The sequence below is a fragment of the Sphingomonas degradans genome (assembly GCF_053502645.1).
The window spans coordinates 2,280,166-2,292,394 of the sequence record NZ_CP177172.1 but is presented as its reverse complement, the minus strand read 5'-3'; the positions used below and the strand labels follow the sequence as shown (position 1 = coordinate 2,292,394).

17 protein-coding genes and 1 other RNA gene are annotated in these 12,229 nt (G+C 66.9%); 14 read left to right on the top strand and 4 right to left on the bottom strand.

Translation table 11 applies throughout. The annotated features are described in order from the left end of the window. Positions 1 to 88 precede the first annotated feature (88 nt). The 4 genes from ACG3SL_RS10325 (at position 89) to ACG3SL_RS10310 (ending at position 1,863) form a co-directional block, all read left to right on the top strand. Positions 89 to 1,057, top strand: coding sequence for a threonine ammonia-lyase (locus tag ACG3SL_RS10325; protein WP_448665046.1), 969 nt, complete (start codon positions 89 to 91; stop codon positions 1,055 to 1,057). 2 nt (positions 1,058 to 1,059) lie between these two features. Next, positions 1,060 to 1,251, top strand: a complete 192-nt coding sequence (locus ACG3SL_RS10320) for a hypothetical protein (protein WP_448665045.1) — start codon at positions 1,060 to 1,062, stop codon at positions 1,249 to 1,251. After that, positions 1,248 to 1,418 carry a hypothetical protein gene (locus ACG3SL_RS10315; RefSeq protein ID WP_448665044.1) on the top strand — a complete coding sequence of 57 codons (171 nt, stop codon included), beginning with the start codon at positions 1,248 to 1,250 and terminating at the stop codon, positions 1,416 to 1,418. The genes ACG3SL_RS10320 and ACG3SL_RS10315 overlap by 4 nt, the downstream gene beginning before the upstream one ends. Before the next feature lie 229 nt (positions 1,419 to 1,647). Then, positions 1,648 to 1,863 (top strand): DUF2093 domain-containing protein, encoded by a 216-nt coding sequence (locus ACG3SL_RS10310; RefSeq protein WP_448665043.1) that lies wholly within the window; start codon positions 1,648 to 1,650, stop codon positions 1,861 to 1,863. Positions 1,864 to 1,900: 37 nt separating this feature from the next. Here the strand turns inward: ACG3SL_RS10310 and ACG3SL_RS10305 are convergent, their stop codons facing one another. Continuing rightward, positions 1,901 to 2,557 (bottom strand): alpha/beta hydrolase, encoded by a 657-nt coding sequence (locus ACG3SL_RS10305; RefSeq protein WP_448665042.1) that lies wholly within the window; start codon positions 2,555 to 2,557, stop codon positions 1,901 to 1,903. 92 nt (positions 2,558 to 2,649) lie between these two features. On the opposite strand from ACG3SL_RS10305, the gene ACG3SL_RS10300 reads away from it, so the two are divergent. The 8 genes from ACG3SL_RS10300 to ACG3SL_RS10265 all read left to right on the top strand — a co-directional run bounded on the left by ACG3SL_RS10300 (position 2,650) and on the right by ACG3SL_RS10265 (position 8,506). Next, complete coding sequence (locus ACG3SL_RS10300) at positions 2,650 to 3,726, top strand: cysteine desulfurase family protein (RefSeq protein WP_448665041.1); 1,077 nt, start codon at positions 2,650 to 2,652, stop codon at positions 3,724 to 3,726. After that, a complete protein-coding gene (locus ACG3SL_RS10295) occupies positions 3,723 to 4,811 on the top strand; it encodes a cysteine desulfurase family protein (RefSeq protein ID WP_448665040.1) in 1,089 nt (362 codons plus the stop codon). The genes ACG3SL_RS10300 and ACG3SL_RS10295 overlap by 4 nt, the downstream gene beginning before the upstream one ends. Before the next feature lie 169 nt (positions 4,812 to 4,980). Beyond that, the gene (locus ACG3SL_RS10290) at positions 4,981 to 5,316 is read left to right on the top strand and encodes a 2Fe-2S iron-sulfur cluster-binding protein (protein WP_448665039.1); all 336 of its coding nucleotides are present in this window, start codon (positions 4,981 to 4,983) and stop codon (positions 5,314 to 5,316) included. A gap of 130 nt (positions 5,317 to 5,446) precedes the next feature. Further along, positions 5,447 to 5,737 carry a hypothetical protein gene (locus tag ACG3SL_RS10285; RefSeq protein ID WP_448665038.1) on the top strand — a complete coding sequence of 97 codons (291 nt, stop codon included), beginning with the start codon at positions 5,447 to 5,449 and terminating at the stop codon, positions 5,735 to 5,737. Between the two features lie 70 nt (positions 5,738 to 5,807). Further along, an RNA gene (gene ffs, locus ACG3SL_RS10280) (signal recognition particle sRNA small type) lies at positions 5,808 to 5,903 on the top strand. 312 nt (positions 5,904 to 6,215) lie between these two features. Then, the gene (locus tag ACG3SL_RS10275) at positions 6,216 to 7,844 is read left to right on the top strand and encodes a DNA polymerase III subunit gamma/tau (protein ID WP_448665037.1); all 1,629 of its coding nucleotides are present in this window, start codon (positions 6,216 to 6,218) and stop codon (positions 7,842 to 7,844) included. Then, on the top strand, positions 7,841 to 8,164 hold the full coding sequence (locus tag ACG3SL_RS10270; RefSeq protein ID WP_448665036.1) for a YbaB/EbfC family nucleoid-associated protein: 324 nt from the start codon (positions 7,841 to 7,843) through the stop codon (positions 8,162 to 8,164). Before ACG3SL_RS10275 ends, ACG3SL_RS10270 begins: the two co-directional genes overlap by 4 nt. Before the next feature lie 60 nt (positions 8,165 to 8,224). Then, positions 8,225 to 8,506 carry a hypothetical protein gene (locus tag ACG3SL_RS10265; RefSeq protein ID WP_448665035.1) on the top strand — a complete coding sequence of 94 codons (282 nt, stop codon included), beginning with the start codon at positions 8,225 to 8,227 and terminating at the stop codon, positions 8,504 to 8,506. Here the strand turns inward: ACG3SL_RS10265 and mtgA are convergent, their stop codons facing one another. The 3 genes from mtgA to ACG3SL_RS10250 form a co-directional block, all read right to left on the bottom strand. Further along, complete coding sequence (mtgA, locus tag ACG3SL_RS10260) at positions 8,507 to 9,166, bottom strand: monofunctional biosynthetic peptidoglycan transglycosylase (RefSeq protein ID WP_448665111.1); 660 nt, start codon at positions 9,164 to 9,166, stop codon at positions 8,507 to 8,509. It abuts the gene before it with no gap. 156 nt (positions 9,167 to 9,322) lie between these two features. Next, positions 9,323 to 10,228: an RNA polymerase sigma factor RpoH gene (gene rpoH, locus ACG3SL_RS10255; RefSeq protein WP_448665034.1), complete on the bottom strand. Its 906-nt coding sequence runs from the start codon at positions 10,226 to 10,228 to the stop codon at positions 9,323 to 9,325. 57 nt (positions 10,229 to 10,285) lie between these two features. Continuing rightward, a complete protein-coding gene (locus ACG3SL_RS10250) occupies positions 10,286 to 11,239 on the bottom strand; it encodes an RluA family pseudouridine synthase (RefSeq protein ID WP_448665110.1) in 954 nt (317 codons plus the stop codon). A gap of 13 nt (positions 11,240 to 11,252) precedes the next feature. Between ACG3SL_RS10250 and ACG3SL_RS10245 the strand changes: the two genes are divergently transcribed. Continuing rightward, on the top strand, positions 11,253 to 11,669 hold the full coding sequence (locus ACG3SL_RS10245; protein ID WP_448665033.1) for a M67 family metallopeptidase: 417 nt from the start codon (positions 11,253 to 11,255) through the stop codon (positions 11,667 to 11,669). Between the two features lie 182 nt (positions 11,670 to 11,851). Further along, the gene (locus tag ACG3SL_RS10240) at positions 11,852 to 12,178 is read left to right on the top strand and encodes a hypothetical protein (protein WP_448665032.1); all 327 of its coding nucleotides are present in this window, start codon (positions 11,852 to 11,854) and stop codon (positions 12,176 to 12,178) included. Positions 12,179 to 12,229: the final 51 nt, after the last annotated feature.

Here is a 12,229-nt window from a genome sequence, read left to right as displayed (position 1 = left end):
CCATGGGGCAGCGGAAGGCGGCACATAAGGGCGGTGGTCCCCCGTGTAAAGCGATTCGAGACCCGGAAAACTACGGCGAGGATGAATAGTGACGATTGTGCGACAGCCTACCCGTGCCGGGGTCCGCGATGCGGCGGCCAAGGTGGCGGCGATCCTCCCGCAAACTCCTCTTTTCATTGTGGAAATCCAGGGGGTGCCGGTCGCGTTCAAGGCGGAGGCTTTGCAGCCCATCGGCGCGTTCAAGATCCGCGGCGCGTGGCACCGGCTGACCGCGCTCGATGGCCGCGCGCGCGAAAAGGGCGTCGTGGCCTTCTCCTCGGGCAACCACGCGCAGGGAGTCGCCTGGGCGGCGCGGCGGCTGGGGATTCCGGCGGTGATCGTGATGCCCGCCGACGCCCCGCGCGTGAAGCTGGAAGCGACGCTGGCGCTCGGCGCCGAAGTCGTCCGCTACGACCGCGCGACCGAGAGCCGGGAAAAGATCGCCGCGCACCTTGCCCATGCGCGCGGCGCCGCGCTGGTGCCCAGCTTCGACGATCCGTGGATCATCGAGGGGCAGGGGACAGCGGGTATCGAATCGATGACCCAGCTGGTCGAGGCGCGGCTGCCCGACCCCAGCCGCGTCGTCGTGCCGTGCGGCGGCGGCGGTCTGGCGGCGGGGCTGGCGCTCGCGCTGCCCGAGGCGGAGATGACCGTGGTCGAGCCCGAGGGATGGGACGACATGCGCCGCAGCCTGGAGGCCGGGTGGATCGAGCCGGTGGGCGACAATCCGCCGCCGACCGCCTGCGACGCGCTCCAGACGACGCGCGTGTCGCCGCTCACCTTCGACGTGCTGTCGCGGCGCGGCGCCACCGGGGTCGCCGTGACCGAGTCCGAAATCCGTAACGCCCAGCGCTGGGCAGCGGTGAAACTCCGCATCGTGGTGGAGCCGGGCGGCGCCGTCGCGCTCGCGGCGCTGCTCGCGGGGAAGGTTGCGGTCCAGCCGGGGTTGCTCGTGATCCTCTCCGGCGGCAATGCCGACCCCGAAGACTATGCCCGCGTGCTGGCGTCGAAGGATTGAGAATGGAAAACCGCATGCAGGGAAGCCGCTTCGGCGCTGTCATCGCCAATATCCTCAGCGTGGCGACGCGAGGGCTGGGGCTGTTCCTGTGGTATTTCCTCCGCCTGATCTATCGCGGCGAGCCCAAGGTGATCGCCGGCTTCGTCGCGGTCGGCGCGGCGATCGGGCTGCTGGTCTGGGCCCTGCTGCGATGATGGACCCCAGCCTCGCGCCGTGGCTCGCCAGCCTGGTGGTGGTCGCGATCGGCCTGCTCGTCTGGGGCGGTGCCCGCACCTGGCGCGCCGGCGACCGGCAAAAGGGCGTGCTGATGCTGGCGTGCGCGGTGGTGATCCTGGGGAATCTGCTGATCTGGACGGTTTGACGGCGTCGTCCCGCCAACCCTCTGTCACCCCGGGGCCCCGCTTCTTCATTTCCGGCGGGCGCACCGAATACATCGTCACCCCGGGCTTGACCCGGGGCCTAGCTTCTTCTCGCGCGGGCGCTTGAAAGGTTCAGCTGGGCCCCGGGTCAAGCCCGGGGTGACGGCGCTGAGGACGTGGCCGCAAACACCAGACATTCCGTTTTCCCGCACAACCCCCTACATGGGCGCGATGCTAGATCCTTCGACGCCCGCCCAGCTTCTCTACCTCGCCTCGGATTTCGAGGTCGTCCGGCCCGGCCGCTATGTGCTGTGCGCGGTCACGGGCGCGCGGATTTCGATCGATGCGCTGGTCTATTGGAGCGCCGAGCATCAGGAGGCCTATGCCACCGCACAGGCCGCCACCGCCGCGATCCTCGCCGGCGGGGCAAAGAACATCGCAGAGTAACGGCCCGCCCCCAGCGGGAAGCGGGCCGCCAAGAACCTCAGCGGATCGGCGAGTTCGGGTCGAGCCGCATGTCCAGATAGCTGTCCACGCTGCCCATCAGCTGTTCCATCTCGTGCTCGAAGAAATGGTTCGCGCCCGGGATCGTATCGTGATGGATCGTGATGTGCTTCTGCGTGCGCAGCTTGTCTACCAGCTTCTGCACGGCGCCCGGCGTGACGACTTCGTCATTCTCGCCCTGGATGATGATGCCCGACGAAGGGCAGGGCGCCAGGAAGGTGAAGTCGAACATGTTCGCCGGCGGCGCGACCGAGATGAAGCCCCGGATTTCCGGGCGCCGCATCAGCAGCTGCATGCCGATCCACGCGCCGAAGCCAAAGCCCGCGACCCAGGTGGTCGAAGCCTCCGGGTGGAAGCTCTGCACCCAGTCGAGCGCGCTCGCCGCGTCGGACAGTTCGCCGATGCCGTTGTCGAACACGCCCTGGCTCTTGCCCACGCCGCGGAAATTGAAGCGCAGCGTGGCGAAACCGCGCCGCTGGAACGTCTTGTAGAGTTCCATGGTGATGCGGTTGTTCATCGTGCCGCCCGCATTGGGATGCGGGTGCAGGATCATCGCCACGGGTGCGCGCGGGCGGGGTGCCGGGTTGAAACGGCCTTCGAGACGCCCCTCGGGGCCGGGGAAAATGACTTCGGGCAATGCGGTCTGCCTTGATTTTTGGCGCGCCAGTGGAGCGCGCGGAGTTGGCCGCTATATAGGCGCGGCACGCCCTGACGCAATTGGAACCAGATTTGAGCGACAGACTCTATCTCGATCACGCCGCGACCACGCCGATTTTGCCGCAAGCGATGGCGGCGGTGGCGCAGGGGATGGCGGCGTGGGCCAACCCGTCCTCTCCCCATGCGGCGGGGCGCGCGGCGCGCGCGGCGCTGGAGGATGCGCGCACCCGCATCGCCGCCGCCTATGGCTGGGCGCATGAGGTGGTGCTGACCGGCGGAGCAAGCGAATCGATCCAGCTCGCGCTCACCCGTTCGATGGCGGAGCGGCGTATCATCACGGCGGTCGAGCATGATTCGGTCCTCCGCCATGCCGAGGGCGCGGCAGTGCTGCCGGTCGATGCGGGCGGCATTCTGGACCTCGACGCCCTGCGCGACACGCTGGCCCGGCCCGGCCGCGCGCTGCTCTGCGTCCAATGGGCGAACAGCGAGACCGGGGTGCGCCAGCCGATCGCCGCGATTGCCGAAATCGTCCACGCCGCCAACGGCATCCTGATGGTCGACGCGGCCCAGATGCCCGCCCGCGCCGACGATGCCGTGCTGCGCCACGCCGATCTCGTCGTCGTCTCGGGGCACAAGCGCGGCGGCCCGCCAGGTATCGGCGCGCTGCTGGTGCGGGATTTCGGCGTGCTGCTGCCGATGGGCGGGCAGGAAAAGGGCTATCGCGCAGGCACCGAGAACCTGCCCGGCGCACTCGGCTTCGCCGCCGCGCTGGCGGTGCCCGAGGACATGGCGCGCATGGCCGCCCTTCGCGCCACGCTGGAGGCCGCACTCGTCGCCGATGGCGGCGAAGTCGTCGGCGCGCACAGCCCGCGCTCGCCGCTGATCGGCGCCTATCGCATGCCCGGCGTCTCGTCCGCCGCGCAGCTCATCCGCTTCGACATGGGCGGGATCGCGGTGTCGGCGGGCAGCGCCTGTTCCTCGGGCAGCATGCGCCCCAGCCATGTCCTGTCGGCAATGGGCTGGACCGAACCCGCACTGCGCGAAGTCGTCCGCGTCAGTTTCGGACGCGACACGGGGGAGGACGATGTCGCCCGCTTCGTCGATGCGTGGCGTGCCATCGCCGCCGATGCGCGGGCGCGCGCGGCATGATCTATCTCGATTATCAGGCAACCACGCCGCTCGCCCCCGAAGCGTTGGAGGCGATGCTTCCCTGGCTCGACGGCGGCTTTGCCAACCCGCATTCGCCCCATGCCCCCGGTCGCGCGGCAAAGGCGGCGGTCGAAGTCGCGCGGGCTCAGGTGGCGGCGCTGCTCCCGCCCGGCGGACAGCTCAGCTTCACCAGCGGCGCGACCGAGGCGCTGAACTGGGCGATCCGGGGCAGCACCGGCCCCATCGTCACGCTCGCGACCGAACATGCCGCCGTGCTCGATACCGTCGCGGCAGAGGCGCGCCGGGGCCGCGCCGTCACGATCCTGCCGGTCGAAGCCGACGGGCTGGTCGATCTCGCCGCCGCCCGTGCGGCGATCCAGCCGGGCACCGGGCTGGTCGCGGCGATGCTGGTCAATAACGAGATCGGCGTGATCCAGCCGATCGAGCAGCTTGCCGCGCTCGCCCATGCCGCCGGCGCGCGCTTCCTGTGCGACGCGGTGCAGGGCTATGGCCGGGTGCGCATTCCCGATGGCTGCGATATGGTCGCGGTGTCCGCGCACAAGATCCACGGGCCCAAGGGCGTTGGCGCGCTGTGGATTCGCGACGGCGTGGCGGTCGAGCCGTTATTGTACGGCGGCGGGCAGGAGCCCGGCCGCTCGGGCACGCTCTCGCCCGCTTTGTGCGCCGGGTTCGGCGCGGCGGCGCGGCTCGCCAAGCAGCGCTTCGGCGCCGATCATGCCAATGCCGAGCAGTTGTTCCGCGCCGCGCTGGAACGGATCGGCTCCGAATGGACACTCAACGGGTCGCAGGGCGAGCGCTATCATGGCAATCTCAACCTGCGGTGCGATGGGGTCGATGTCGCGCGGCTGATGTCGGGCCTGCGCGACATTGCCTTTTCGGCGGGATCGGCCTGCGCCAGCGGATCGGGCCGGCCCAGCCATGTGTTGCGCGCGCTGGGCCTCACCGATGCTCTGGCGCGTTCGAGTATCCGTATCGGCTTCGGCCGCTCGACCAGCGAGGAAGAACTGATGGACGCGATCGACCGTATCACTGCCGCTGCCCGTGCCCAGCGGGTGGCCCCATGATCCGCAGGGCAATCGCATGTCAAAAAACCCGTCGTCATCCTGACGAAAGTCAGGATCCATTCGGTGCTGCGCCTGCGGCTTTTGCTGCAACGGAGCGGCAATGGATCCCGGCCTGCGCCGGGATGACGGAATTTGGGTTTGACCAACTATCCTGCGCGAGGGACCTCCCATGATCCGGGTCCGCTTTATCAGCGCCGACGGCCACACCACGCAGGATGTGGATGCGCCGGAGGGCGCGCGCCTTCTCGAAGTCGCCCAGAATGCCGGTCAGCCGCTGGAGGGTACGTGCGAGGGGCAGATGTCGTGCTCGACCTGCCACGTCATCGTCGCCGCCGACGATTTCGATCGCCTGCCGCGCGCGAGCGAGGAGGAAGAGGACATGCTTGACCTCGCCATGGGCGCGACGCGGACCAGCCGGCTCGCCTGCCAGATCCTGCTGACGCCCGCGCTGGACGGGCTGACCGTCACCATGCCCAGCGGCCACCGCGACATGCAGGGGCGGTGATCGCCGGCGGGGGCGCAAAGCGCATTTCTGGAAACAAAAAGTCACACGCTCACGGCGCGGTACGGAACCTAAGCCGCTGCCCGACTCTTTCGGCTCCCGCAGGGCAAGCCCCTGCAACTGGGAGAATTTCATGAAGAGCTTTATGATCCTCGCCGCGGCTGCTGCCGCAGTGTTTTCGGTTCCGGCCGCCTCCGCCAGCGCAGCACCCGCCGCCGCGCCGCTCGTGACCGCCGCCGCCATCGCCGAAGCGGGCCAGAGCCGCGTCATCGTCCGCGAGGAGCGCCGTACGGTGCGTCGTGGTCCGCGCCATCATCAGATGCGCCGTCACCATCGCCGCAGCTATGTCCGCACGGTCTGCACCAACCGCTATCGCGACCATCGCCGCGTCCGCGTGTGCCGCAAGGTCCGCACCTACCGGTAAACGATTGGCGGGGGCGCGCTTCGGTGCGCTCCCGCTCTTGCCAGCCGCGAAAGCTTCCCCCATATGCGCCGCGGGAGTCGGGCGGACGATGCCGTCGCCAACCCGGTCAGGTCCGGAAGGAAGCAGCCGTAACGATTTCGTGTCGGGTCGTCCCGGCTCCCACCCGCGCCCCGCTGCGGCGCGAGCACCCCTCACATAAAACCCTGTCCTACAGGCCCTTGTTTCTGGCAGGGTCGCGACATGATCGCTTCGCTGTCCCGATGCCCCCGCGCCCCCGAATCGCCCGCCCCGGCGATGCGCAACCTTCGGCGTCCACAATGTCGCGAAAACGGGCGGTTTCCGGCCGGCTTCACAGAGGGGAAGGCGCCCTTCGCCAGCCTCCCGCGCCCTCGCGATCCACTGCATTTTCGCAACCTTCCGCGACCGGATCGTCCAGATTCTTCGACTTGGGCCCCATGCGGCGCTAGGGTGCGCTGACATGTCCGATTCCTTCCTCAGCCTCGACGAACCGCCCCAGCCCAAGGCCGAGGCCTATCGCGTCCTCGCCCGCAAATACCGGCCCCAGACGTTCAGCGAACTGATCGGCCAGGACGCCATGGTGACGACGCTGGGCAACGCGATTCGTCGCGACCGGCTGGCCCATGCGTTCCTGCTCACCGGCGTGCGCGGGGTGGGCAAGACCTCGACCGCGCGCCTGATCGCCAAGGCGCTGAACTGCGTCGGTCCCGACGGCCATGGCGGCCCGACGATCGACCCCTGCGGCGTGTGCGAGCCCTGCCGTGCGATTGCCGAGGGGCGCCATATCGACGTGATCGAAATGGACGCCGCCAGCCATACCGGCATCGACGACATCCGCGAGATTATCGAGGCGTCACGCTATTCGGCGGTGTCGGCGCGCTACAAGATCTACATCATCGACGAAGTCCACATGCTGTCCAAGGCCGCGTTCAACGGCCTGCTCAAGACGCTGGAGGAACCCCCGGCGCATGTGAAATTCCTCTTCGCCACGACCGAAGTGAACAAGGTGCCGGTGACCGTGCTCTCCCGCTGCCAGCGCTTCGACCTGCGCCGCATCCCGGCGGAATTGCTTGCCGAGCATTTCGCCCGCGTCTCCGCCGCCGAGGGGGTGGAGGCCGAGCATGACGCGCTGGTGATGATCGCGCGCGCCGCCGAAGGGTCTGCGCGCGACGGACTGTCGATCCTGGATCAGGCCATCGCCCATGCCGGGATGGAGGGTGGCGGAGTGCGCGCCGATGCGGTGCGCACGATGCTGGGCCTGTCCGATCGCGGCGCGATCCGCAGCCTGTTCGGGCTGTTGCTGGAGGGCGACGCGCTGGGCGCGCTGGCGGCGCTGCGCGGGCAATATGACCTCGGCGTCGATCCGCAGGCGGTGCTGCGCACGCTGCTGGAGACGGTGCACGGAGTCACGCTGGTCAAGCTGGGTACGGTGGCGAGCGCCGGCCAGTCGATCGAGGAACTGCGCGCGCTGGAACGCTGGGCGGCGGCGCTGTCGTTCCCGGCGCTGCACCGGCTGTGGCAGCTGATCCTGCGCGGCCATGACGAAGTGGCCAGGGCGGCGCTGCCGATCGAGGCGTGCGAGATGGCGTTGCTGCGCGTGATCCACGCCTCGCAGCTGCCCGATCCGGGCGAGCTGGCGCGGCAGATCGCCAATGGCGGCGCGCCCGCCGGCATGGGTGCGGCTGCCGCGGCGCCCGCCAAGCCCGCCGAACCGGGCCTGCCCGCCTCGATGGCCGAGCTGGCGGAGCATCTGGAAACCAACCGCCGGCTCCAGCTGGCACAGCAGGTGCGCGATTACCTGCGCCCGGTGCAGTTCGACGGACCCGAAGTGCAGTTCGGCGAGGCGCGTCCGCTGCCGCATGATTTCGTGCGTGATCTTGCCGCCGCGATGCGCGATACCACGGGGGTGAACTGGCGGTTTCAGGCCGTCGAGGGCGCAACCGCGATGACGCTGCGCGAGGAACAGGCTGCCAATGAGGCTGCCGAGCGCGACGCGGTGCTGCGGTCGCCGATGGTGGCCGCCGCGATGGAAGCTTTCCCCGAAGCCGAACTGATCGGCTGGACGAACCTACGGAGTATGCAGGCATGAAGAGCCTCGAAGACATCATGGCCATGGCGCAGAATGTGCAGGCCGAACTGACCAAGGCGCAGGCCAATCTCGACACGATCGAAGTCGAAGGCGCTTCGGGCGGCGGGCTGGTCAAGGTCCGCGCCTCGGCCAAGGGCCGGATTATCGGCGTGACGATCGACGAGTCGCTGCTGTCCCCGTCGGAAAAGGGCATGGTCGAGGATCTGGTCGCCGCCGCGCTGAACGACGCCCGCGCCAAGGCCGACGCCGCCTCGAACGAAGCGATGAGCAAGATGACCAGCGGCATCCCGCTCCCGCCGGGGTTCAAGCTGCCGTTCTGAGAGGCGGAACTTCCTTCTGTGCCTGTCGGTTCTGCGGTCAGGAACAGGAGGAGAGTTCAAATGGTCGAACGTGTAGTCGAGCGTACCGATGGCGTGACCGCCGAGCGCGTCACCGAAACCGGCGGCACCACGACGGTGATCGAGCGGCGCGGCGGCGGCGGCGGCATCCTGATCGGGCTCGTGCTGCTGATCGCGGTCGTGATCGGTGCGGTCTATCTGATCAACCAGAATAACCGCGAGAACATCAAGACCAACGCCGTGACCAGCGCGGCCGAAAGCGTCGGCGATGCTGCCAAGGACGTGGGCGGCGCGGCCAAGGACGCCGCGAAGAAAGTCGACTGATCAGCGCAGGCAGGCGTCGAGGCCGCCCCCCGCCACGACGCCGATCCGCTTGCTGATGGTATTGCCATAGCGCCGCGTGAAGCCCCGAGGGTCGATCGCGGCGCGCTTCTTGGGGAGGGGGAGGACCGCCGCGATCTGCGCCGCTTCGCGCGGGCTCAGCCGCGAGGCATCATGCTTGAAATAGCGCATCGCCCCCGCGTTCACGCCATAGGTGCCGATGCCGGTCTCGGCGACGTTCAGATACACTTCCATGATCCGCCGCTTGCCCCAGATATTCTCGATCAGGACGGTGAAATAGGCCTCCAGCCCTTTGCGGAAATAGCCGCCGCCCTGCCACAGGAACACGTTCTTCGCGGTCTGCTGGCTGATGGTCGAGCCGCCCCGGATGCGGCCGCCCTTCTGGTTGCGGCGATACGCATCCTCCAGCGCCTGGATGTCGAAGCCGTGGTGCTGGCAGAAGCGCGAATCCTCCGCCGCGATCACTGCGCGGGCCATGCTCGGGTCGATCCGCGACAGTGGCATCCAGCGCTTGGTCACCCCGTGCCCGCTCACCACGTCGCCCACCATCGTCAGCGTGAAGGGCGGGGGGACGAAGCGGTAGAGCGTCACGAAGAAAAGCGACGCCAGAATAAACACCAGCACCGCCTTCAGCACCAGCATCAGCAGGCGGCGCCATAGCGGCTTGGGAGTGCCCGTGCGGCGTTTCTTGTTCTTCATCGCAGCCGGGGCGGGCGTGCCGGTATCGTCAGCCATGCCAGCACGAATGCCCTGCGCGGCAGGCGGCGGCAATGCCCTTTCGCATCGCCGCCGGGCCTATCAATAGGCGGCGATCAGCCGCTTTTCGCCGGCGAGGCGCATCATCGCCTTTTGCAGCTTTTCGAACGCGCGGACCTCGATCTGGCGGACTCGCTCGCGCGAGACGCCATAGACCTGGCTGAGTTCTTCCAGCGTCTTGGGATCGTCGGTCAGGCGGCGCTCGGTCAGGATGTGCTTTTCGCGCTCGTTCAGGTCTTCCATCGCCGACACGAGCATCTCGTGGCGGACATCGGCTTCCTGTGCGTCGGCGACGACCGTGTCCTGGAGCGGGCTGTCGTCCTGCAGCCAGTCCTGCCACTGGCTCTCGCCATCCTCGCGCATCGGCACGTTGAGCGACGTATCGCCGCCCATCGACATGCGGCGGTTCATCGAGGTGACTTCATCCTCGGTGACGCCCAGGTCGGTCGCGATCTTGGCGAGGTGCTCGGGGCTCAGGTCGCCGTCCTCGAACGCATCGAGCTTGGCCTTCATCCGGCGCAGGTTGAAGAACAGCTTCTTCTGCGCGGCAGTGGTGCCCATCTTCACGAGCGACCAGCTGCGCAGGATGAATTCCTGGATCGAGGCGCGAATCCACCACATCGCATAGGTCGCGAGGCGGAAGCCGCGTTCGGGCTCGAACTTCTTAACGCCTTGCATCAGGCCGATATTCCCTTCGGAAATCAGCTCGGACACGGGCAGGCCATAGCCGCGATAGCCCATGGCGATCTTGGCCACGAGCCGCAGGTGCGAGGTCACCAGCTGCGCCGCAGCGTCGGTGTCGCCATGCTCCTGAAAGCGCTTGGCGAGCATATATTCCTGCTCCGGGCTCAAGATCGGAAACTTCTTGATCTCGGCCAGATAGCGGTTGAGGCTGGCCTCTCCGCCCAATGCGGGGATCGTCGCCGGGACGTTGCTGCCGCTAGCCATGATCACATTCTCCCTTCAACTGGGCGCCACATTCCCACAGGACGGCGCCACGAAACATCATACGAGAAGATTATCGAACAGTTCCTGTATATCCGCAGGTATTTCGCTTTCGAACGCCAAAGCGCTACTTTCCACCGGGTGAATGAACCCCAGATGAGCCGCGTGCAACGCCTGGCGCCGGAAACCCAGCGTTGCCAGAAGTTCGCGGTGGCTCGGGCGGGTGCTGCCATAGACCGGGTCGCCCACCAGCGGGTGGCCGAGCGACGCCATGTGCACGCGCACCTGGTGCGTTCGCCCCGTTTCCAGCCGGCATTCGACCAATGTTGCATCCGAAAGTTGGCGCAGTTTGCGCCAATGCGTGATCGCATGCTTGCCCTGATCGGCGCGAACGACCGCTATCTTCTTGCGATTCACGGGGGAGCGCGCGAGATTCGCGTTCACTGTACCCTCGGAAGTTTGCAGACGACCCGACACAATTGCCTTATAGCGGCGATCGATCGAGTGCGCCTTGAACTGGCGTGCAAGTCCTTCATGCGCGCGATCGGTTTTTGCCGCGACCATCAGGCCGGAGGTGTCCTTGTCGATCCGGTGGACGATCCCCGGCCGCGCCACGCCGCCGATGCCCGACAATTGCCCGGCGCAGTGATGGAGCAGCGCGTTGACCAGCGTGCCGTCGAGATTGCCCGCCGCCGGGTGGACGACCAGCCCGGCCTGCTTGTCGATCACGATCAGATGCTCGTCCTCGAACACCACGTTGAGCGCGATGTCCTGTGCGATGTTGTGTGCAGGCTCAGGCTCCGGCACCGCCACGCTGAACAAGGTGCCGGCGGGCGCCTTGCGCGCGGGATCGCGGGCGAGACCGTCCGGCCCGGTGACCTGGCCCGACGATATCAGCACTTTCAGCCGTTCGCGGGACAGGGTGGGTACCGCATCGGCGAGCGCACGATCGAGCCGCCAGCCATCGGCTGCCTGCGCGATACGCGCTTCTATGATGGAAACCCCCCGGTTCATTGTCCTAGGGTAAATGGGCATGGCGGTTAGCATTTCAATATCTGTACTGATCGGTATTAAAGCCTTTTCGAGCGCAGCGCAACCCCGCGAGGCTTGCGGACTGCTGTTTGGAGACGCCGAAAAGCGTGCAATCTTCGGATTCCAAACCGTCGAGAATGTGGCAGCGATCCCCGAGACACATTTTGAAATCGATCCCGCCGCGCTGTTCGCGGCGCTGCGGGCGGAGCGGGCAGGGGGCCCGGCGCTTGCCGGATACTGGCATTCGCACCCCAGCGGCCTTGCCTTTCCGTCGGAAACGGATGCTGCGATGGCGGCACCGGACGGCAAGCTGTGGCTGATCGTTGCGGGCGAGGACGTGACCGCGTGGCGCGCGGTCGAGAATGGTAGCGTGCTGGGCCGGTTCCTCTCTGTGCCCATAGTCCCGCAATGATAATGCGCGGCCTTTCGGTTCATTCGAAGCGGAACATCATTTGAAAACTCGGCGAGTGCCGATTTTTCCATCAGACGTTGGGTCGAAGTTTATCGGAAATGGACCTTGTATTCGGACCATATCCCGGAATCTTTATATATAAACCGCGCTCTTGCATCGGTTTCAATAAAGAGGGGATGACGATGAGTTCGCCACTTTTGTCCGCAACATTCACCGTTGGCGATTATAACGTTGGAGGGGCGCAGTCGCTCACCGCCTCGGTAGCTCCGGGTTGGAATATCACCGGCAATCTTCTGTATTTTCCGAATGTGAGCGGCGGAGACGCAACGGTGACGATACAGTACTGGCAGAACGGTACTGCCGCCGGCCAGCCGGTGACCTGGACGATCACGAGCCAACTGCCAGCAAGCGACAGTTTGACGGTGCCCGCCGATGTTGACCAAATGGTGCTGACGTTTGGGAAAGTGGCGTTTCCCGCAGGGAATGTGACGATCGGGGTGTCTAAGTGACACATTATACCACGTCTCGGTGAGCGCGGCTCATACCATCCGACCGCCATC